This is a genomic window from Paenibacillus sp. sgz302164, from assembly GCF_056120505.1.
Map to the genome: position 1 here is coordinate 653,028 of NZ_JBVYOL010000001.1, position 21,128 is coordinate 674,155.

The 21,128-nt window shown below is 56.4% G+C and carries 12 protein-coding genes and 2 pseudogenes; 4 read left to right on the forward strand and 10 right to left on the reverse strand.

The window, feature by feature from the left end:
• Position 1 precedes the first annotated feature (1 nt).
• Positions 2-415, forward strand: a complete 414-nt coding sequence (locus AC0LWT_RS02890) for a hypothetical protein (protein WP_474679695.1) — start codon at positions 2-4, stop codon at positions 413-415.
• A 155-nt stretch (positions 416-570) separates the two neighbouring features.
• Here AC0LWT_RS02890 and AC0LWT_RS02895 read toward each other — a convergent pair whose 3' ends face one another.
• Complete coding sequence (locus AC0LWT_RS02895) at positions 571-1,653, reverse strand: Gfo/Idh/MocA family protein (protein WP_474679696.1); 1,083 nt, start codon at positions 1,651-1,653, stop codon at positions 571-573.
• A 164-nt stretch (positions 1,654-1,817) separates the two neighbouring features.
• On the opposite strand from AC0LWT_RS02895, the gene AC0LWT_RS02900 reads away from it, so the two are divergent.
• On the forward strand, positions 1,818-2,900 hold the full coding sequence (locus tag AC0LWT_RS02900; RefSeq protein ID WP_474679697.1) for a MerR family transcriptional regulator: 1,083 nt from the start codon (positions 1,818-1,820) through the stop codon (positions 2,898-2,900).
• Positions 2,901-2,936: 36 nt separating this feature from the next.
• Here AC0LWT_RS02900 and AC0LWT_RS02905 read toward each other — a convergent pair whose 3' ends face one another.
• The 3 genes from AC0LWT_RS02905 to AC0LWT_RS02915 form a co-directional block, all read right to left on the reverse strand.
• Positions 2,937-3,653 (reverse strand): response regulator transcription factor, encoded by a 717-nt coding sequence (locus AC0LWT_RS02905; protein ID WP_474679698.1) that lies wholly within the window; start codon positions 3,651-3,653, stop codon positions 2,937-2,939.
• A 99-nt stretch (positions 3,654-3,752) separates the two neighbouring features.
• On the reverse strand, positions 3,753-5,549 hold the full coding sequence (gene pnpS / locus AC0LWT_RS02910; protein ID WP_474679699.1) for a two-component system histidine kinase PnpS: 1,797 nt from the start codon (positions 5,547-5,549) through the stop codon (positions 3,753-3,755).
• Between the two features lie 115 nt (positions 5,550-5,664).
• Positions 5,665-7,212 carry a fumarate hydratase gene (locus tag AC0LWT_RS02915; protein WP_474679700.1) on the reverse strand — a complete coding sequence of 516 codons (1,548 nt, stop codon included), beginning with the start codon at positions 7,210-7,212 and terminating at the stop codon, positions 5,665-5,667.
• A gap of 111 nt (positions 7,213-7,323) precedes the next feature.
• Here AC0LWT_RS02915 and AC0LWT_RS02920 point away from each other — a divergent pair, with 111 nt between their 5' ends.
• The gene (locus AC0LWT_RS02920) at positions 7,324-8,481 is read left to right on the forward strand and encodes a polysaccharide deacetylase family protein (RefSeq protein WP_474679701.1); all 1,158 of its coding nucleotides are present in this window, start codon (positions 7,324-7,326) and stop codon (positions 8,479-8,481) included.
• 13 nt (positions 8,482-8,494) lie between these two features.
• On the forward strand, positions 8,495-9,085 hold the full coding sequence (gene yfbR / locus AC0LWT_RS02925) for a 5'-deoxynucleotidase (protein WP_474679702.1): 591 nt from the start codon (positions 8,495-8,497) through the stop codon (positions 9,083-9,085).
• Here the strand turns inward: yfbR and AC0LWT_RS02930 are convergent, their stop codons facing one another.
• The 6 genes and pseudogenes from AC0LWT_RS02930 to AC0LWT_RS02955 form a co-directional block, all read right to left on the reverse strand.
• Positions 9,086-9,511, reverse strand: a complete 426-nt coding sequence (locus tag AC0LWT_RS02930) for a hypothetical protein (protein WP_474679703.1) — start codon at positions 9,509-9,511, stop codon at positions 9,086-9,088.
• 165 nt (positions 9,512-9,676) lie between these two features.
• Positions 9,677-9,937 (reverse strand): hypothetical protein, encoded by a 261-nt coding sequence (locus AC0LWT_RS02935; protein WP_474679704.1) that lies wholly within the window; start codon positions 9,935-9,937, stop codon positions 9,677-9,679.
• A gap of 1,567 nt (positions 9,938-11,504) precedes the next feature.
• Entirely contained in the window at positions 11,505-13,130 is a 1,626-nt protein-coding gene (locus tag AC0LWT_RS02940) for an S-layer homology domain-containing protein (protein WP_474679853.1), read from the reverse strand.
• Positions 13,131-14,432: pseudogene (locus AC0LWT_RS02945) on the reverse strand (pectate lyase family protein); the annotation flags it as partial.
• Positions 14,406-18,635, reverse strand: a pseudogene (locus AC0LWT_RS02950) (pectinesterase family protein); the annotation flags it as partial. The pseudogenes AC0LWT_RS02950 and AC0LWT_RS02945, both read right to left, overlap by 27 nt.
• A gap of 838 nt (positions 18,636-19,473) precedes the next feature.
• Complete coding sequence (locus AC0LWT_RS02955; RefSeq protein ID WP_474679705.1) at positions 19,474-21,039, reverse strand: DNA-binding protein; 1,566 nt, start codon at positions 21,037-21,039, stop codon at positions 19,474-19,476.
• Positions 21,040-21,128 lie beyond the last annotated feature (89 nt).

The window sequence follows — 21,128 nt, forward strand, 5'->3', positions numbered from 1 at the left end:
TATGCAGAATTTATTAAACACCATCTTCCGCATCAGAGCGTACATTGCCGGTACCGAACCCGGACGTGACGGAGAAGCGGCATGCAGTCTTGTCACTGTCATGTTTTTAGGTTTTGCCGCCCTGCAGCTTATTGCCGACTGGAGCCTCAAATCAGTTATGCCGCTCGGCGGCGCATTCATTTTATCCTGGTATTTACTAGACACGTATGCCAGACATCGAATCAACAAAGTTGCTCTCCTTATGACACTGTATCATTTTACGCAATTGTTATTGGATATCGTTCATTTACGATACAACATGAATCCGTCTGCATTAATCAGCTTTGTAAATCATGCGAGAAAAACGATTCGCTGCTACAGGAATATTCTTATTCTCGATGATTTGGAAACCAATCGTGTCATGGCTGCAAATTAAAAAGAATCAACGGCAGCAACAATCAGGGCGCAAAAAGACGCCCCATCCACTTGTACAGCGGTGCTGGAGGCGTCTTTTTTGTCAGGGACCGGCTTTACTAGCCGATGCTTTATCTGGCAAAGCCCTACATATTTATTTCCCAGGAAATGTCGGGCTTAGTCGAAATAAACCGCCTTACCCGTTCTCGCGGATTCGTAGATCGCCTCCAAAATTTCGGAGACGACGCAAGCTTGCTCCGGTGTGACGACAGGCTCGATATCTTTATCGATCGCTTCGATCCACAGGCGCATCTCCAGATCCTGCGCATTATCCACGGCGCCGTCGTAGAAAGCTACGCCGCCGGCGTTCAGCTCGACGTTCGTCGTGAACAGGCGGCTGTTCTTCTCGCCATTAATGCGCAGGCCGTCCTTCATGTCGGCGCCGCCCTCTGTGCCGCACAGCGTGCACTTCGCTTCGTCGACTTCAAGAGAGTTCAATGCCCAGCTGGATTCGAGCATGATTGTTGCACCGTTTTGCATCGTAATCATGCCAAAAGCCGAATCCTCCACCGTGAACGTGGACGGGTCCCATGGTCCCCAGGCATTGGCCGCGTTTTCACGCTGGGACAGCTTATGGTAGGACGTACCAAGCACAACCTTCGGCTTGTAGTTGTTCATCATCCACAGCGTCAAATCCAGCGCATGGGTCCCGATATCGATCAGCGGACCTCCGCCCTGCTTCTCCTCATCGAGGAATACGCCCCATGTCGGAACGGCGCGGCGGCGAATGGCGTGCGCCTTGGCAAAATAAATTTCGCCCAGCTCGCCGTCGGCGCACAGCCCATGAAGATGCTGACTGTCGCTGCGGAAGCGGTTGTTGTAGCCGATCGTCAGCTTGCGGCCTGTCCGCTTCGCGGCTTCGACCATGCGGCGGGCGTCGGCCGCCGTCTTCGCCATCGGCTTCTCGCACATAACATGCTTGCCGGATTCCAGCGCGGCGATCGTGATGTCCGCATGGGAATCGTTAGGCGTGCAGACGTGCACGATGTCGATCGAGCCGTCCTGCAGCAGTTCGCGGTAATCCGCATAGACGCGGGCTTCGCCTTTGCCGTATTTGTTTGCCGCGTCATGCGCTCTTTCCGTGACAATATCGCAAAAAGCGACCATTTCCACATTGCCTAATTTGCTTAAGCTCGGCAGATGCTTGCCGTTCGCTATTCCTCCGCAGCCGATAATCGCAATTCGATACGTTTTGGACATTAACTTTTTCCTCCTTGTGCCCCAACAGAACTGTACATTCTTTTCTAATGAGCATTCACCTTGTACAATGAAAGTATAACAAACAGGCAAAAAAAGAAAATTTCGGATCTGGTGCAACTTGTATGCGATTTTGTCATACGGGGAAAAAAGGAGGCGCAAAAAGGGTGCTCATTCATGAAATTTCCCGAAAGCTCGGCATTACGGCCAGGGCGATACGCTTTTATGAGCAAAAAGGGCTGCTCTCGCCGTCCAAGCTGAAGGAAAACGGTTACCGCACCTATACCGAGCAGGACGCTTGGCGGCTCCAGACGATCATTTCGCTGCGCGAGGTCGGCATGCCGCTGCAAGATATTCGCCGGACGCTGGAAACCGCGGTGCCTAGCGGCCAGGAAGAAGTGCTGCAAGCGCTGCAGCTGCAGCGGTCCTTGCTTTTCCAGCAGTGGACGGAAATGAAGCAGGTCATCGCCACGATGGACCAAATGATCGAGGCCGCCAAACACAATCAACAGCTGCCGACGGAGCAGCTGTACGAACTTGCCCGGCAAAGCAAAGCGGTGCGGGATTTGCGCAAAAGCTGGCGGGACCATTGGGACTTCGACGCCAAAGCCGTGAAATTCGACCAGCTTCTGGCCGACGGGACAGCCGCTCATCCCGGTCCCGGACGGCGCGGCGGCGGCCGAAAGGCAGGAGCGGCGTACGAAACCGCGCTGCAGGCCATCGCAGCGTTCATCGCGCCGGCGCCGGGCGACAAAGGGCTGGACATCGGCACAGGCACGGGCAACCTAGCCGCGAAGCTGCAGCGCCTCGGCGCCCAAATGTCGGCCATCGACCAGTCAAAGCAGATGCTCAAGGTGTGCGGGCTCAAGCACCCCGAGATCGAAGTCAAGCTCGGCAACGCGCTCGCGATTCCTTATATGGACGGCCTGTTTGATTTTGCCGTCAGCAGCTTCGCCATGCACCACTTTACCGAGCAGCAAAGGCCGCTGGCCTGGGAAGAGATGCTGCGGGTCGTGCGGCCGGGCGGAAAAATATGCATTTGCGACTATATGCTCAAAGAGCCGTCCGAACAGCAGCAGTTTCTCCGCAAGCTGATCGATTCAGGGGCCGGCAAGCTGCCGATGATGCACAGCCAGGTCGAGCTGTATCCGGTGCTCTCCTCAGCCGCGAGCTGGTTTCGCGAACGCGGATGCCGCGTTGCGAGCGAGCCCGCGGGAGAAGGCGTATACGTGCTGTATGTGCAAAAATGAGCCTGGGCGGCTGCCAATCAGCATGCCCCAGGCTCATTATTTTTTTACCGTACCTGCGATCAGCTTGTAGCCGACGCCGCGAATCGAATCGATTTGCACCGATTGCTGGTTCATTTCGAGCTTTTTACGCAGCGAGCTGACGTGAACGTCAACCGTCCGCTGACCGCCGATGTAGTCGAAGCCCCAGACGATATTCATCAAATCGTCCCGCGTCACGACAACGCCTGGCCGCTGAACGAGATACAGCAGCACCTCGAACTCTTTGGGACGCAGCGGAATCGATTCCCCGTTCAAAATAACTTCGTATTTTTCCGGATAAATGAACAAATCTCCGGCTTGTATCACTTTATCGGCCGACTTTTGTTTGTCCGACAGCAGCTCGTCCGGCTGCGTTCTGCGCAGCACGGCGGATACGCGAGCGAGAAGCTCGGCTACGCCGAAAGGCTTCGTAATATAGTCGTCAGCCCCGTGCTTCAAACCTTGGACGACTTCGTCCTCCGCATTGCGGGCCGTTAAAATAACGACCGGCGTGCTGTTGCCCTTTTGTCTCAATTTGGTCAAAACTTCAAACCCGTTCAGGCCCGGAAGCATAATATCGAGAATAACGAGATCGTAATTTTGCTGCAAAGCCTCTTGTAGTCCGTCGCCACCATGATCGACAACCTTCGTATCATAACCTTCCTGCGATAAATTGTATGAGAGCAGTCTGGCTAAGGTAGGTTCATCTTCTATAACTAAAATTTTTTGAGCCATGGGATCCCCCGAATTTACAGTATTTTAACACTTTGCAATAATCTCATCGTAGCACCGTTTTGTAAAGAGAATGTAAACATTTTATTAATCCCGTGTAAATTAGTGGATGACAGGCAGTTCAATTGTAAATTTGGTGCCGATGCCGACTTCGCTCTCGACCCGGATCGTTCCTTTGTGCAGCTCCACCAAATGCTTGACGATGGACAGCCCGAGCCCGGTTCCGCCTGAACTTCTGGAGCGCGCTTTATCCACCCGGTAAAACCGCTCGAATATGCGCGGCAAATCCTTTTTCGGAATACCCATCCCGGTATCCGATACGATGACCCGCAGCCGCTCATAGTCGCCGAGGGCATTCATGTCCAGCGGTTCGACCCGCACTTTCACCTTGCCGCCATCCTGCGTGTAATTGATCCCGTTGGAGAGCAAATTAATAAATATTTGCCGCAGCCGGTCCTCGTCCGCTTCCAAATAAATATCGTCCTGAACCTGCAGGCACAGCTCGATGTTCTTTTTCTCCGCTTCCGTGCGCATCACGTTTATTGTCTTTTCCATAAATTCAACGACATGCACGGGCGAAAAATGCATCGGAATGCGCTTGGATTCGATTTTGGACAATTCCAGAATGTCTCCGATCAGACGGTTCAGCCGCTCGCTCTCATCGAAAATAATTCGCAAAAACGATTCCGCCGTCTCCTTATCGTTCAGCGCTCCCGCGAGCAGCGTTTCGGCAAAACCTTTTACTGCGGCAATCGGCGTCTTCAGCTCGTGGGACACGTTGGCTACGAACTCGCTGCGCATCCGCTCCAGCCGGCGCACTGCGGTGATGTCGTGAAGGACGATCAGGACGCCTGCCCATTCCTCGTCATCGTGAGAAATCGGGTTCAAGTTCAATTCAAGGATGCGTTCGGACGGATAATAAAAAATCATCTCGTCGCGGATAGGTTCCTTCGTTTCGATGCACTCTTGAATCAGCTTGGCGAACTCATACTGCTGCTTCGCCTCGCTATACCTTTTGCCCAGAAGCTCCTGCGCGGAAAAGCCGAGAATGTACTCGGCGGAAGGATTCAGCAGCACGATCCGCTCGTTCCGGTCAACCATCACGATGCCGCTCACCATGTTTTCCAAAACGCCCTGCAGCCGCCGCTCGTTCTCCTGAATGCGCTCCATCTGTTCCTGCAAGCTTTCGGACATCCGGTTGATCGCTTGCCCGAGCTGGCCGACCTCGTCTTTGCTTAAGGATGAGACGCGCGCCTGATAGTTCATATTCGTAATTTGCATCGCGACTTTGGTCATATTTTCAATCGGCCGGGTGATGTCCCGAGCGATCCGGTAGCTGATGATGCCTACTATAACAAACAGGATGCCCAATCCGGCGATTAGGAAATACCAAAGGTTGCGGATCGACGCATCGACCTGCTCCAGGCTCATCGCGATGCGCAAATATCCGGTTATCTCTTTGCCGTTTTTGACGGGGATAGCCGCGTACAGCATCTTTTCCTTGAGCGTACCGCTGTATCGGGTAATGTAGCCGACTTCGTTCGGCCCGCCGGCCTCGGCAATTTCAGGTCTGCTCAAATGGTTGTCCATCTGCTTCGGATCTTGATCGGAATCGCCCAGAACGAGCCCGTCGGCACGCACAAAGGTCAGTCTCGCATCCGTGCTCTGCTTGATTTTCAGCGCTTGGTCCGTATAGTAAGCTATCAGCTCGCTTTCGCTGCCGCTGTGCCTCCAATCGCCCGTAGCCAAAATCACCTGCAGTTCCCGCTTCATGTTGTCCTGCAGCGCTTCAATATGCGAATCTTCGAGCACTTTGGCCATAAACAGACCTGCAATCAGCATCGAAAATCCGATTAGTAAGATCAAAATCAAAGTCAGTTTGGCACGGAATTTCGTCATCCGCCGGTCCTCCATTCGACTGCCTGTTCAATGTTGGGTAAAAAGAAAAAGGGCTACTCTACATAGTATCCCTTTTCCCCGTGCCAAATCCAGTATTTTTTTTGTAAACCGGCGGTTATTTGAATACTGGCTCTTTCAAAAGCGACAGCTTCTCCAGCGAGCTTTTTTCCACATCGGCATGCAAGCTGTTGCCGTGCGAATCCATCGTGACGATGGCGGCGAACCCTTGGGTTTGCAGATGCCACATCGCTTCCGGAATGCCGAACTCCATGAAGTCCACGCCTTCGACTTTCTTAAAACAACGTGCGTAGTACTGCGCGGCACCACCGATCGCATTCAAATACACGCCGCCGTGCTCTTTAAGTGCGGCCAGCGTCTTGGCTCCCATGCCGCCTTTTCCGATTACAGCGCGGATGCCGAACTTTTTAATAATATCGCCCTGGTAAGGCTCCTCGCGGATGCTCGTCGTCGGTCCGGCCGCTCTCACATGCCACTCGCCTGCCTGATCCTTGCTCATCACCGGTCCGCAGTGATAGATAGCGGCGCCGTTCAAATCGACCGGAGCGTCGTGATCCATCAAATATTTGTGCAGGGCGTCGCGTCCCGTATGCATCGTGCCGTTGATCACGACCACGTCGCCGACTTTCAGCGAGCGGATCTGCTCTTCGGAAATCGGCGTCGTCAGCACAATTTCGCGGCGCTCGGACTCGCTGTCGTCCTCTTCCTTGGCACCAGCTTCGAACGCTTCCTTGAAGGATACTTCCGTTCCACGCGGATACGACCAGCCTTTGATTTCGCCGCTGCCCGCATCAAGCACGACGCCTTGACGGCGAAATGCCCAGCAGTTGTACGCGACGGATACGAAGAAGCTCGCCGGCAGACGGTTCGCCACTCCGACCTTACAGCCAAGCAGCGTCACTTGACCGCCAAAGCCCATCGTGCCGATGCCGAGCGTGTTGGCGTTGTCCATCACGTATTCTTCCAGCTTGCGCAGGTCCGGATGCGGGTTCACGTCATCCACATGGCGGAACAATTGATGCTTCGCCAATTCGTAGCCGCTTGTGCGGTCGCCGCCGATGCCGACGCCGATGAAGCCTGCGCTGCAGCCCTGGCCTTGCGCCTGGTAGACCGCGTGCATAATGCATTTGCGGATACCGTCGAGGTCGCGTCCCGCTTTGCCCACTCCTTCAAGCTCGGCGGGCAGGCTGTACTGAATGTTTTTGTTTTCGCAGCCGCCGCCTTTCAGGATGAGCTTCACTTCAATGTCGTCTTTTTCCCATTGCTCAAAATGAATAACCGGCGTTCCGGGCCCGAGGTTGTCCCCCGTATTCGCACCCGTAAGCGAATCCACCGAGTTCGTGCGAAGCTTGCTGTCTTTCGTCGCCTGCGCCACCGCTTCAAGAATGTGCTTTTTCATGACGAGTTGGTTTGCTCCAACCGGACAGTGTATAATAAACGTGGGCATGCCCGTATCCTGGCAAATCGGGGACACGTTGCATTCCGCCATATGAATGTTATCCGCAATCCGTGACAATGAAAGCGCGGAACGGGTTCCGCCGTCTTCGCGCTGCTGAGCCGCTTGAACAGCACGCCGCACGTCGCCTGGAAGGTTCGTGGAAGTTTCGACAATCAAATCATAGACACTCTGGTAAAAATGCTGCATAACAAGAAAGGCTCCTCTCTGAAAACAAAATTATAATCATTATCATTTATTATAGCATACCGCGATAGGACAGTTCGACGTTCAATCCGAGAAAACAGGAGAATTCACCGCATGTTCAAAAAAATCGGAATTACCTTTCTGCTAGGCATCATAGGCATCAGCCTGCTGCTTGGCCCGCTTCACGCCGACAGAGCCGGACAAATCTATTATGAAGACCAAGTCGCCGTACTCATGTATCATCATATTCACGATACGGACACAAGCTCCAGCACGATTACGTCCGCGCTGTTTCAGAAACAGCTGCAATATTTGCTGAGCAAAGGGTATCATTTTATTTCGCTAAGCGAATTCAAAGCTTACATGGGAGGCGCCAGCGTCCCTTCCAACGCTGTGCTCGTCACCTTCGACGACGGCTACCAAAGCTTTTACACGTCAGCTCTGCCTCTATTAAAAAGCTTGCGCATTCCCGCCGTGAACTTCGTCATTACGACAGATTTGGCCAATCCGCTCGGTTCCTACATTCCTTCCATGTCGAAGGATCAGATCCGCGAGATGGTCCATGATACGAATTTCATCAATGTCGGCTGTCATACGGACAACCTTCACAACAAGCTGCCGAGCGGACAAGCCGCACTCGTCGGAAGGACGAATACGGACGGGCAGCCCGAATCCGACGAAGCCTACAAGCAGCGGATTCTCAAAGATACGACCGCCTGCAAGGGCAAGCTGGATGCGCTGAGCGATACCCCGATCGACACGATGGCGTATCCGTTCGGCATCAACAGCGACCAGGCGGTGCAGCTCGTTCAGCAGGCGGGCATCCGCTACGCCTTCACGATTACGCCCGATATGGCGACGCGCAGCGCCGATCTGCTGCGCATCCCGCGGATCAACGCGGGCAGCCCCGGCATTACGCCGGAGCTGCTTCACCGCTCGATCCAGCGGCGCATCGTCGCGCAGCCGGGCACAGCCCCGCTGCGCGTGGACGCGGCTGCCGCCGCCGAGCAGCTCGGCGGCAGCGCGGTCCTTGACGGCGGAGCGCTTCAGCTCCGCCTGCGCGATCAGGCATTCACCCTGCGGGTGAATGCCGCGGAAGCGGCGCGCGGCGAGGAGCGCGTCCCGCTGCGCCAGCCCGTGCTGCGCGAGCACGGGCGGGTCACGATAGCGCTTGACGACCTGCAAGCGCTGATCGGGCTGCCGCTCGTCTACACCCCCGTCACCGGCAAGGTGGCCGAACGGGTGACGCCGAGCGTCAAACAACAAGAATGAGGAGCATGCAAGCATGACGACAAATAGCGATTTTTTTGCTTATTTATACCGCCTGCGATATATCGAGCGATGGAGTCTAATGCGCAATACGCTCAAAGAAAACGTAGCGGAGCATTCTTATCACGTTTCCATTCTTACCCATATGCTGTGCACTATCGCCAATGAAGTGTTCGGCCGGGACATTCCGGTCGGTCAGGCTATTTCCCTCGCCTTGTTCCACGATGCGACGGAAGTGATCACAGGCGACATTCCGACTCCGGTCAAGCATCATAACTCGGATATTCTGAGCAATTTCCGCCAAATCGAAGCGCTGGCCGCCGACAAGCTGCTCCAGACGATCCCCGACGCGCTGAAAACCGCGTATAAGCCGCTTATAACGGGGAAAGGCGAGAACACCGAGCTAAGCCGCTACGTCAAAGCCGCCGATTTGCTCGACGCTTACCTCAAATGCGTCACCGAGCTGTCGGCCGGCAACCGCGAATTCGGCACCGCCAAAAAACAAATCGAGCAAGCCATTCAACGAATGGACATGCCCGAAGTCGATTACTTTTTGCAGTATATGGCCCCTAGCCTGGAAAAAACGCTGGACGAACTATCCGAATAACTACAGGATGCTGCGGTTGAGCATGAAAAATACGGCAACGATGACGGCAATGGCCGCAATCCAGCTGTATGCTCTGATTTTTGCCGCATCCGATACTACGCTGGTTCCTGCCTTAGCTGCAGCGACCAGCTTTTTCATTCTCGAACCGAGCATGCCGGTTACGGCTCCGATGATCAGCAAAAGCACGACCGAAATGATCATCCAAGGCACCGATACGCCGGCCGAATGGATCATCGCACCGCCGGTAATAAACGATACGATCAAGGCAAACTGGCCCATGCGGTTAAAAAAAGAAAGCAAGCCGACAAAGCTCTCCTGTCCTGCTCCCGACAACGACGCCGCGCGTCCCGCTACAAAAGGAAACACGACATAAACCCCCAACAGCAAAGCACTAATCACGTGTAAAAAAATCATTACGCTGAACATTTGACGCCTCCACATCGTTTTGAAATGGTTTTCTTTAGTATAACCGAATTCAAACGATACGGACAAGGAAGCGTTCCTGCGTTTTGGCCTCTGTACACGCTCAAGTTCACGATATTTTCACAAGTGGGTGCCGCGTGAGGGCCCTTAGGTGGCGGCCGACCGCCGTCATGCAAGCGCAAGCTGTTGAAAAGCCTCCACCAGAGCCGGCCACGCAAACTGTTTAGCTTTTCGCGAAAATGCCTGCAAAAGTACAGGTTTTTGCTCCTTCATGCGCTTACTTCGCGCAATTCCTGCAATTGTGCAGGCTTTTTCCCGACATATGGGCTCAACATTCATTGTTGTCAAAAATTGCTGCACTTTTGCAGGCTTTTCGCCAAAATGAGCCATTTCCACGGAAAATTCCTGCACTTTTGCAGGTTTTCCCATCGGCCGACCTGCCAAGCCAAGCTGTCGCATGACCTTCCGTCATACAGCGACGTAACCCACGCATGTGGGGGCGCATGCGAGTGCGCTAGCGGGTACGCGAACGAGTGCGCGAGCGAGTGCTCAGGCGGGTACGCGAGCGAGTGCTCAGGCGGGTGCGCAGGCGGGTGCGCAGCGGGTGCGCGAGCGAGTGCGCAGGCGAGTGCGCAGGCGGGTGCGCAGCGGGTGCGCAGCGGGTGCGCAGCGGGTGCGCAGCGGGTGCGCAGGCGGGTACGCGAGCGAGTGCGCAGGCGGGTGCGCTAGCGAGTGCGCAGGCGGGTACGCGAGCGAGTGCGCAGGCGGGTGCGCTAGCGAGTGCGCTAGCGGGTACGCGAGCGAGTGCGCAGGCGGGTGCGCTAGCGAGTGCGCTAGCGGGTACGCGAGCGAGTGCGCAGGCGGGTGCGCTAGCGAGTGCGCAGGCGGGTACGCGAGCGAGTGCGCAGGCGGGTGCGCTAGCGAGTGCGCTAGCGGGTACGCGAGCGAGTGCGCAGGCGGGTGCGCAGCGGGTGCGCAGCGGGTGCGCAGCGGGTGCGCGGCGGGTGCGCAGCGGGTGCGCAGCGGGTGCGCAGCGGGTGCGCAGCGGGTGCGCAGCGGGTGCGCAGCGGGTGCGCAGCGGGTGCGCAGCGGGTGCGCAGCGGGTGCGCAGCGGGTGCGCAGCGGGTGCGCAGCGGGTGCGCAGCGGGTGCGCAGCGGGTGCGCAGCGGGTGCGCAGCGGGTGCGCAGCGGGTGCGCAGCGGGTGCGCAGCGGGTGCGCAGCGGGTGCGCAGCGGGTGCGCAGCGGGTGCGCAGCGGGTGCGCAGCGGGTGCGCAGCGGGTGCGCAGCGGGTGCGCAGCGGGTGCGCAGCGGGTGCGCAGCGGGTGCGCAGCGGGTGCGCAGCGGGTGCGCAGCGGGTGCGCAGCGGGTGCGCAGCGGGTGCGCAGCGGGTGCGCAGCGGGTGCGCAGCGGGTGCGCAGCGGGTGCGCAGCGGGTGCGCAGCGGGTGCGCAGCGGGTGCGCAGCGGGTGCGCAGCGGGTGCGCAGCGGGTGCGCAGCGGGTGCGCAGCGGGTGCGCAGCGGGTGCGCAGCGGGTGCGCAGCGGGTGCGCAGCGGGTGCGCAGCGGGTGCGCAGCGGGTGCGCAGCGGGTGCGCAGCGGGTGCGCAGCGGGTGCGCAGCGGGTGCGCAGCGGGTGCGCAGCGGGTGCGCAGCGGGTGCGCAGCGGGTGCGCAGCGGGTGCGCAGCGGGTGCGCAGCGGGTGCGCAGCGGGTGCGCAGCGGGTGCGCAGCGGGTGCGCAGCGGGTGCGCAGCGGGTGCGCAGCGGGTGCGCAGCGGGTGCGCAGCGGGTGCGCAGCGACGCCTCACCGCGGATGAGCCGGTCCTCGGCGCGACCGGGCAGGGCGGCACCTTCCGGCAAGTCAGCCGAGAACCCGGCCTTTCTCTGGCAGCCTGCAGCACCGCGCGCTGCACCCAACACGCGGCGGTTCGCTGCAAGACGCGGGCGGTTTGACCACATGCGCTCCGCGGGGATAGCCTGCCGGTACTGCGGGGGCACCTTTAATTCAGCAGCTCTGCGTACTGAAGCAGGCGCCTCAGCATAACGGCCGCTTCCGCGCGCGTTGTGCCTGCTCCAGGCATGAACATGCGGTCCGCTACGCCGTCCACGATGCCTGCGCGCACTGCCGCCGCGACGGCGTTCCTGGCATAGCCGGCGATCTCCTGCGCATCCGCAAAGGCCGCGGCTCCTTGGCCTTCCGCCGCCGGCTTTTTGCCTGCGGCTTCCAGGGCGCGGGCGATCATCACCGCGGCTTGCTCCCGCGTGATGCCGGCGTTCGGCAGGAAGCTGCCGTCTGCGAAGCCTTCTACAATGCCCGCTTTGGCTGCGGCGGCTACCGCGCCCGCATACCAGTCGCTTGCTTTTACATCGGAGTACCCCACCCCCTTACGCTCCTGCGGCAAGCCGAGAGCCCGGGCCAGCAGGGCGGCAAATTCAGCGCGGCTGACCGGCGCTTGCGGCGCAAAGTCCTGCGCGGACACGCCTTGAATCACGAGCTTCGAAGCCAGAAGCTCCACATCCGCTTTCGCCCAATGACCGTTCATATCATGGAAAGATTTGACTGATTCCACAAGCGTGATGATGCCCGTCGTACGCATTTTGACGGTAATGTGCGCCGCGCCGCCGGATACGTCGATCACGGCCGGAACGAAGCGCAGTTCGCCGGAATCGGGATCGTACGAAACCGCCGTTAATCGGGCGGGGTCGGGATTACCCGGCACATCGAGTACGGCCGCTGCGTAAGCGCCGTTAAAGTTGCTTACGGCTGCTTGCCGGCCTCCCGCTTCCGCGCCGATCGCGATTTCCGTTGCGCCGGCCTGAAGCTTCAAGCCCGCTTGCCCGGTACGCCGGGCGATTGCGTCCGCTGCCGCGTCGGATACATCCCCGACCGTAATCTGAAGCATGACGCCGCCGGGATCAGCGTTCATTTCGCCGGACAGCTTCGCAATATCGAACGAATGCAGCGGAAAGCTGAGCGTCAAGCCGTCCCGCTTCACGCTAAACACCGCATTCGGCGCTATGCGCTGCGCTTCTTGCACTGCCGCTGCCGGCAGCAGCACCTTCGCTCCCGCCTCGCCGCCCGCCACTTCCACGGCGATCGTTCGGCTCGAACCCTGCAAAGCCGCCGCAGCTTTCGTTAAAGCCGCAGCTTCAATGGTTACGCTCGCAACCTTGCGTCCATCCGCCGTTGTGTCAAGCGCACTAGCAACATTCGTGATTCGCGCTCCAGCCGAATTGGCTTCCACGGTCTGACCTGCTGCCGCCGTGTCACCGCCGCTGCCATTGCCACTACCGCTACCGCTTCCACTGCCACTATCGTTTCCGCCGGAGGAACCCGAACCGGATGCTTGCTTCGGAGCCGCCGACGCCTCGCCGGACAGGGCGCTTTCCCCGTCGGCATTTACCGCTGTTACGACGTAATAATAAGTCGTACCGTTCGTGACTCCGGTATCCGTATACGAAGCGGTCACGACGTTCGCCGCGATCGTCGTATAAGGTCCGCCGTTCGCCGTGCTGCGTTTCACCTGATAAGAGACCGCTCCCGCCGCGCTGCTCCATTGCAGGCTGACTTGCCCGTCTCCTGCCGCGGCCGTCAACCCTTGCGGCGCCGCAGGCGGAGCAGCCATAGTCGTACGTTCAGCCCCGGCGCTTGTCGAGACAATGGCCGGCACGGAGCGCGTCGGATCGATCGTGTTGTGCAGGAGCGGCGTCCAGCTTACAGGGCTTAAACTTTTGCTCTGCGCAATATTCATATCGACGCCGTTCAGCACCGAGCCTGTATCCGTAAATGCGGTGCCTCCCGCAAATACGCCGATTAAATCGGGCGCTTGCGTGCCCGTGTCTTGCTTGAAGTAATTGTTTTGCGCGTAAATTTGCGATGCATACCCGACTCCCATCGTATACAGGAACGGATAACTGGCATCATTCAAAGTGCCTTCATAGTAGTTATTGTACATGTGCACTTGGCCATACCGCACGCGCGGCGCGCGCTGAACGATATTTTTGTAGTAATTGTGGTGGAACGTAATTCTTTCTTTGCCGATGTCCCCGGTGTAGCTGTCGCTTCCGCCGATCAGCGTCGTTTTGTCATGATCATGGAAATAGTTGTAAGACACCGTTATAAGGTCGGAGCCGTTCGTAATATCGACCAACCCGTCATGCTGCTGGTATTGGCGGCCAAAATATTGCTTGCTGTAATCGTCTTTATTGTCGCCGTCGCTGAACGTATTATGGTCGATCCAGACATGCGTCGCCCCTTTGACTGTAATGCTGTCAAAGGCGGAATTCCAGTTGCCCGAGTCGCCGTCCGTCGGGTCCCATTGCGGGAAATAGTCAAATGCATCCCGGAATTCGATATTCCGGATAATGACGTTGTCTACGTTCTGGATCAGCAGATTGCCCCCCACAATTGTGGCATTGGTGCCCGGCAAGCCGACGATGGTCGTGTTCGAACCGACATTGATTTGAATTTGCGCCCCTTGCTTTTTCTCCGAATTGGCCCGGGCCGTCTCCAATGCGCCGGAAGGCACAGACGTTTTGCCCCAGGTTGCCGGATCGTAGGCTCGCAAATATGCATGGAAATCGTAGCCCTCGTCCTTGTAATCGTCAAATCCCAACGGATTGTCCTGATCATCGACGTTCATATCGATCATCCCGCTAATATATATGATTTTCGGCGTCGCATTTGTTGCATTGCTGCTGTTGCTGCCGCCCAGCGCCTGAATCAGCTCGCTCCGTTTTGTAACTACCGTACCGGCTGCGGCCGCCGATCCGCCTGTAATGGTGCCTGCCGGGAATGCTCCCCAACCGTCATTCGCGGCCAGCACCTGTCTGCCAATGTCCGAAGCGGACGTATCCGTCACGTTTACGGTTAACGGCACGGCATAGGTGCCGAAATGAACGTAAAGCGTTGCAGTTCCTGACGGCAGCCCAGCGAGATACGTTTTGTTGATTGAAATTACATTACCTGCTGCCGTATAATCCCCTTCAGCCAATACCTTGTCGCCATTCGTAAGCTTCGTCAAAGCGTGTCCGCCCGCTTGCGCTATCACATGAATATCGGATTGATAGAGCGGATTTTTGTCAAAATTCGCAGACGCAACCGATATCGATGGCTCCAAAGTCATTTTCGGCCTGATAACGGGAATCGTCGGGTCCCAGCCGGAAAAAATTTGCGGAATCGTCACGCTGGCTTCCGTCCCCGTCATTTGCGTGGAAATCGCCCGGGACGCCGGGTTGGCGCCGATGCCGTAGCTGTTGTATTCGCTGAAGTTTCTCACTTTACAGCTGCCTGCGCAGGAAGTGGCCCAGCCTGAGGCCAGGAAGTTTTTGGAATTAATGAACGTATTGATGAAGCGTACGTTAGCGTAGTCCTTCCAGGCGCGACCAAGATCGTAAGTGCCCAGCGCCGAAGCGCCGTCGATGATTTGCGAGTTGATGAATACGTAACCCGGATCCGCCGGATTGCTTTGTCCTGCCGCCGTAATATGGCCCCCGCCCGTTCCTGCGCTCGCCGCATTGCTCACAAGCACAAGCTTCGCTCGGTCAAATACAATTGCCGGAGCCTCTCCGAAAATGTAATCGACATCGCCTTCGATGATACTGTCGCGGAAATATTGACGCCCCGATTTATAGTTGTACAAAGTGTCCTGGAAACTGGTCAATTTTACATGGTCAAACACGGATTGGTCGCTTTGAACAAGCAAAGCTACAGCCGTCCCTTTTTCCGACCGGGGTGCGGCGCTGTTCCTGATCGTCAAATGGGAAGCCGTAAAATAGTTCGCAAAAACGCCGAACGTGTAGCTTTGCGCCGTGCCTCCCGGCCTGCCCGAATTGCCGTTCGTGCCGCCGTAATCGTCGTATACGATCGTCGTCACATCGATCCCCGCGCCGATCAGGCTTACGAAAGGGCGGTCCATGTATACTTTTTCCACATATGTCCCAGGGCCGACGTAAATGACCGTTCGCGCCGTATTGGATGCGGGAATGGCATTCACGGCTCCCTGAACGGTCGTATAATCGCCGCTGCCGTCCTGCGCCACCATTATCACTTTCGAAGAGGCTGCGACGATTTCCTCCGAATCGGGACTGCTGCCTTTGGCATTCACCGCCGCAACAGTATAAAAATAATTGTTGTCATTAATCACATTCGCTGCGGTGTTGTCCGTATACGATGTGCCTGAGATCGTCCCTATGACAGTATAAGTGCCTCCACCCGCTGTTTTTCGCTTCACCTCATAAGAAGCCGCATCGGGAACGGCGTTCCAGGATAAACTAACGCTTCCGTCGCCGGCAATAGCCGTCAAACCGTTGGGCACTGCAGGAGCTCCGGTCGCGGCCGCATAAGGCGAGACTTTCACCTGGTTTGAAATCATGCTTTCCGCATTGTCGTTCGCCGCCGTTGCCACATAATAATACGTAATTCCGTTGGCGGCAGTCGTATCGCTGTAAGTCGTTTGGCTGAGATGTTCGGCAATCGTCGTATAAGGTCCGCCGTTCGCCGTACTTCTTTTCACATTATAATAAACAGCCTGTGTCACCGGCGTCCAACTGAGATCCACCCTCTGATCGCCCGGTACGGCGCCCAGCATCGCCGGCATTTGCAAAGGACGGCCGGAAACCGCGGCCGCAAGCTCGGAGCCTGCGCTCGTCCCGCCCACATTGCCCGCGGCAACCTGATAATAATAAGTGATGCCGTTTATCAAGCCTGTGTCGTGATAAGTCGTGCCGGTAGTTTTATTCGATAAAGAAAGGAACGGGCCGTTCGGTGTCGTGCTTCTTTGAAGCGTATAAAAATCGGCCCCCTCGGACGCCTTCCAATTTAAGGTAAACTCGCTGTCTCTCGCGACAGCCGTCAGCGCCGTCGGTGCGGCCGGAGGCGGCACATCGTTCGGATATCCCACGGCAGCACGTGAAGCTTCGCTCTCCCCGCCGGCTTTTACACCTGTAATCACATAATAGTAATTCGTTTCGTTCTCAAGCCCCGTATCCGTATAAGCCGGAGAAGCGGTATTGGCGATAAAGCTGTAAGGACCTCCGGAAACCGTGCTCCGGTATACATTGTAAGAATCGACACCGGTAGCCGGATTCCATGTCAAAATCACTTTGTGGCTGGCTCCGCTCGCCGCAACGTTTTGCGGTATCGTCACGCTTTGCCGGTACACCTTAACATTGTCGATATACAAGCTTCCCTTGGAGGTGCCGGGCGTACGCGCCTGAATTTTGGCGATATCGGTCACAGGACTGGCAAAGGTCATATTGCCTTGAAAAACGTCATTGATGTACAATTCCGCCGAGTTGGTGCCTGCGTCGGCAACGAATTTCAATTTCATCCATGTACCTTTGACATACATCGAGGAGTAATCGCCCAATTTCAGCGTCAATGCCGTTTTGCCCGAGCTGTCGACCAGTTCCAATGGATAGGAATCCCCCATGAACACCGGTTCCATAAAATCGAGCTGAGCCGTAACCCCCTCTTTGACCGGAGCAAAAATTTTCACAAATCCACCCCTGCTTGTGCTGTTGTCGTTAACCCACAGGACACGGGTCGAGTTCCCCGTTATGGTGCCTGAAACATTGCCGAACTTATTCGTCAACTGATCGTTGCTGATTACCGTGATGTTGTTGCCGGCAGACTCTGCGGTAAAGTTCGAATATCCGTCAGGCTTCTCTTGCAAAGGACTGCTTTCAAAATTGTCATCGATCAAGTAGGCGATCGGTTTCGCTGCCGCTTCTGCAGAGATAGCGCTTTCGCCAGCCTGATTGAGCGCCGTTACCACGTAATGATAACGGGTATCATTGGCCAATCCGGTGTCGGCAAACGTGGTGCCGGTCACATTGGCGACAGTGCTGTAAGGGCCACCTTTGGTCCCGCTCCGCTTCACATTGTAGGAAACAGCCCCGCCGGCCGCATTCCAGGCAAGATCAACCCTGGCATCGCCCGCGGCTGCCGTCAATCCCGCCGGTGCTGCGGGTACCTGTACCGAGGATTGAAGAGCGGCCTGCACCTCGTTCGAGCTTCCGCTCTCTCCGTAATCGCCCGCGGCGGTCACAACGTAATAGTAGGAAGTGTTGCTGACGACGCCGGTATCGTTATAACCGGTTCCATACACGGATGCAATTACGGAGTAAGACGAGCCTGAAACAACGCTTCGTTTTACGTTATAATAGGCAGCCCCGGTAACCGTGTTCCAGGCCAAATCCACCTTTGCGCTGCCGGCGGAAGCGGTCAGACTCGGCGCATCCAGAGCAGGCATCGGCAGAACCGCGGTCAATGAAGCGACCGCAGTAGAAGGGGCGAATATTGACGCCCCTGCCGTCGTATTCGGAGTAATGTAATCAAATGCCGCCGTCGCCGCTTTTCCGACGCCCAAGCCTATGTATGCATCGGTCATACCGGTTATCGTCTGCCCTTTGGTTTGGGTCCAATAAATCGTTTGACCGTCTTGCGACAATGAGCCGTAGTCTACATAAATCGCAGAATTGCCGCCTGATACGGAACGGCGCATTTTAATAAATTGCGGAGCGGAAATGCCTGTGGCGCTGTCAATCGCATCCAGTCCATTGGCCGTTCTCGTCGTATTGATTGCTCCCGCATAGTTGGAAAGAATGCCTGACCCGTTGCTGGTGCCTGCATCGTCCGCCGATCTGTAATATGCGTAAAAATCGTAATACGGCGCTGTTTTGCTGGAATACAGCAGTGCCCCCATATAGCCCGGCTTTGTTGTCGCTTCTGTCGCCTTGCGGATGACGATGCCCGCGGAAGCGGATGTGCTGCTCGCGCTGAAAGCTTTTACCCTTGCCACTATGCTGAATTCACCGCTTACGGGCGTTTGCATATAGGCATACTGAAATTGCTCCCCATTGGAAGATGAGCCGACAATTCCATTGTTGGATGCCGGACTCGTTAGCGTAAATACGCCCAATCCGTTGCTTGCGCCGTACGTGCTTGTTCCGGCCTCAGACGGCCAGGATGCAGATGCAGCATTGATATCTTTATTCCCCCAACCGGTAGGGAATGTGGCTGCAGCCTTGACATTTTCGCTGCCCCCGAACGGTACAACCGACGCGATAAACATCATTATCGCCAAAAATCTGGCCAAACCGGTGGCTCGCATGCGTTTCTTGTTCATGTAAATTGTTTAACCTCCTTGTCTGTTTTGCTACAAAATGACTTCTCGCGCTTCAAAAAAAAGCGCTTTCATTTTCGAGCTCCATAATCCTCCCTTCAAGCTTGCCTGTAACCCCTAGTATAAAAATAGCGGGGCATTACGTACATAATCCCTGGCTCTCCCACCCCCGGTGAATAAGACATTTGGCGGAAAAGTGTTCCAATGATTATCATGATAATCCGCTGCTGCTACCGGGGGCCGGTGGGAAAACCTGCGAAAGTACAGGCTTTTCCTACGGTCATAGTTCATTTTGGCGAAAAGCCTGCAAAAGTGCAGGAATTTTCGTTGAAAATGAACCCGAGCCTCTGTACGCGGCGAAAAGCCTGCACAATTGCAGGAATTCTCGCGTCCAGCGTATCAAGGGCGCAAATTCATGTATTTTTGCAGGTTTTTTTCGCATGTGGTCGACCGACCGCATTCATGCAGCGAAACACCGTGCGCTGGGAGCTGCACACGGTGCGACCGGCCGCTATCATGCAGCGAAACACCGTGCGCTGGGAGCTAGGCACGGTGCGACCGCCAGGCAGATTGCGGCTATAGGCTCTGACGTGGGGGCTTTACAACAGCCTGATCAGGCTTGCCCCGACCGGCCCGGCCCGGCCCAGCTTGGCCTGCCAAGCGGCTTCACAGCCGCTCCCCCGTGCGGTTCTGCAATCGCCCCTCCGGGAGAGGGGCAAGTCGTCGATCGCGCACAACACCGGCGGCCGATCAGACGTTTGTTCCGCCTACCCGCGAACAAAAAATCCCCCCGAACCGGCTATTGCACAGTTCGAAGGGATTGTCGTTGCGGGTATACCTTTTATGGCAGCGGTTCTACAGCAACATTCGCAATTGTTACAGCTTCCGTATACTTAGCTGTACTGTTCAGACGCAGGCGCATGTTGGCCGCACCCGTCACGCTCGGATTGATTTGCACGTTGACGATTTTTTCCGCATGCCCGTTGGCGTCGGCAGTCAACGAGAAAGCAGCGCTATAACCGTAAGAGGAAGGCCATGTGCCGCTGTCATTTTGCACTTTAGCCACTTGGGTGCCGGAGCTCGTATAAACACCGAGCGAGTAGCCGCTTGTCGTGGAGTTGGCTGTCAACCCGTTAACGACGATTTTGACAGGGAAAGATGCGCTGTTCGGCAGCGTTGCCTGGTGAACGAACGCGTACGGATCGTTGGACGAAGTCGTCGATACTCCGTAAGAGCCTGCTTTAAAAGTCGTCGGATCATACCATTTGTATCCGGCTGCAGGCGCTGCCCACGGTTCGGCTTGCGGTTCCGTCGTGTTGGCCGGCTGCTCCCAGGAATAAAGCGCCGTTGCCGTATCCAGCGTAAGCCCGGGCACTTGCGTGAGGCTTGTGTAGCTTTCTTTTGTCGCCAGCCAGTTTACCATATTTACCAGCAGCGTGGAATCGTTTTGCTCCGAGAAGCCTGCATAAGTCGTTTTCGTGCCGCCGGTTTCTTCTTTCAAGTATTTCGGCGTGGCGTCTTCCACAGGGGAGGAATCCCCGATGAAGCCGGCTTTGCCTGCGCTTACTTTGGAAACCGCGACATAAGGGCCTTCGGCCACCCCGCCGTTGTTATAAACGCCTTGATCCACTGCGTTTGCCCATTTGGTAGTCGTCGCAGGCAAGTAGACGATGCCTTTTGCTTTTGTCGGATCTGTAATCGCCAACGTAGATCCCGCGTGCATAGCGACCGTGGAAACGCCGCTCGTAATGCCGAATGCCTGGGAAGGAGCGACGATATTGTTCGCTGTAATGTCGCCGAGCGCGTTGTAGCGGAACCGGATGCCAAAATTCGCCGCCAGCCAGTCGGAACTGGCAACACCCTGCATCGCCGAGGAAGCGGCTTCTCCCGCGCTCATGCCAAGAGCCGGATTCGTCCAGGCTCCGCGGCGGTAGCCGTTGAACACTTCCGAAGCGTCCCAGCGGTTTTTATTCCGGTCGGCATTGTAATGATCGCTGATGAAGAAAATACTGCCGCCGCCTTGCACATATTGCAGCATAGCGGTTTGTTCGGAAGTTTTGTACGGAATATTCGCTTCAGGAATGACGAAAACATCATAAGCCGATAAGTCCGAAAGTGTAATCGGGCTGGATTTGCGCAGTTCTTTTACATAGTAGCCGGCATTGCCCAGCGCATTGCCAAAATCCGAAAAGCCGCCGTCGATAACCCAGTCCGCCGCTCCTGCCGTCTGAGCGTGCGTGTTGTCGAACAGCACCTTTTTCCCGTTAGGTGTCGACGGGTTAATCGTTGGCGCCGGGTCCGACGGTCCCTCTGCAAACGCTTGCGGGATCGCTCCGGACAAAGATGCGACCAGTGCCGCGGTAATAGTAAGACCTTTCAAGCTCTTTGTTCCATTCAAGCTTTTCATAAATAATGAATTCCCTCCATCCATGGAATAAATAGCCAAGCTGGCCTATGTGTATCGTAGCACAGGATTCCGCCCAAAAATAGCCATTT

Coding starts and splice junctions, on each gene's coding strand:
- AC0LWT_RS02895 (WP_474679696.1), bottom strand. CDS start 1,653: ATGTCCAAAACGTATCGAATTGCGATTATCGGCTGCGGAGGAATAGCG.
- AC0LWT_RS02890 (WP_474679695.1), top strand. CDS start 2: ATGCAGAATTTATTAAACACCATCTTCCGCATCAGAGCGTACATTGCC.
- pnpS (WP_474679699.1), bottom strand. CDS start 5,549: ATGACGAAATTCCGTGCCAAACTGACTTTGATTTTGATCTTACTAATC.
- AC0LWT_RS02915 (WP_474679700.1), bottom strand. CDS start 7,212: ATGCAGCATTTTTACCAGAGTGTCTATGATTTGATTGTCGAAACTTCC.
- AC0LWT_RS02940 (WP_474679853.1), bottom strand. CDS start 13,130: ATGGCTGCTCCGCCTGCGGCGCCGCAAGGGTTGACGGCCGCGGCAGGA.
- yfbR (WP_474679702.1), top strand. CDS start 8,495: ATGACGACAAATAGCGATTTTTTTGCTTATTTATACCGCCTGCGATAT.
- AC0LWT_RS02955 (WP_474679705.1), bottom strand. CDS start 21,039: ATGAAAAGCTTGAATGGAACAAAGAGCTTGAAAGGTCTTACTATTACC.
- AC0LWT_RS02905 (WP_474679698.1), bottom strand. CDS start 3,653: ATGGCTCAAAAAATTTTAGTTATAGAAGATGAACCTACCTTAGCCAGA.
- AC0LWT_RS02935 (WP_474679704.1), bottom strand. CDS start 9,937: ATGGGAAAACCTGCAAAAGTGCAGGAATTTTCCGTGGAAATGGCTCAT.
- AC0LWT_RS02920 (WP_474679701.1), top strand. CDS start 7,324: ATGTTCAAAAAAATCGGAATTACCTTTCTGCTAGGCATCATAGGCATC.
- AC0LWT_RS02930 (WP_474679703.1), bottom strand. CDS start 9,511: ATGTTCAGCGTAATGATTTTTTTACACGTGATTAGTGCTTTGCTGTTG.